Here is a 341-nt window from a genome sequence, read left to right as displayed (position 1 = left end):
ATTTCCTGAATTCAACGATCCTGTTAGCGAATGAAGAGCGCCGCTGCGGAAAATCCTCCCACTCCTCGGGCGCATAGCAGGAAAGGCTTACCGGGAACCAGATCGTCACAGTCGACGAGATTGATGAATGGATCGCTGACCGTCACATGCGCGATGCGGGTGAAGTTGTCAGTAAACAGGCATTGTGCTGGAAGACCAAGCGATGCGGTAATTCGGCGCCAGGTTGGCAAATCCAGATGGGAAGGCAAGATGCGCTGAATCTCGGCCGGTGGCACATTTGCTTCGGCGCTCGTTTGCGTCGCGAGTCGACGCGCCGCAAAGAAGTACTGAGCTGCGAAACG

Annotated in this window: 1 pseudogene; it reads right to left on the bottom strand. The window is 55.7% G+C overall.

The window, feature by feature from the left end:
- Nucleotides 1-23: 23 nt before the first annotated feature.
- Nucleotides 24-341, bottom strand: a pseudogene (locus DIE22_RS37925) (3-oxoacyl-ACP synthase); the annotation flags it as partial.

The organism is Burkholderia sp. Bp9142, assembly GCF_003853415.1.
Taxonomy (GTDB): Bacteria; Pseudomonadota; Gammaproteobacteria; order Burkholderiales; family Burkholderiaceae; genus Burkholderia.
Note: the sequence above shows the minus strand (reverse complement) of the source record. Positions and strands in the feature narration are given on the sequence as shown.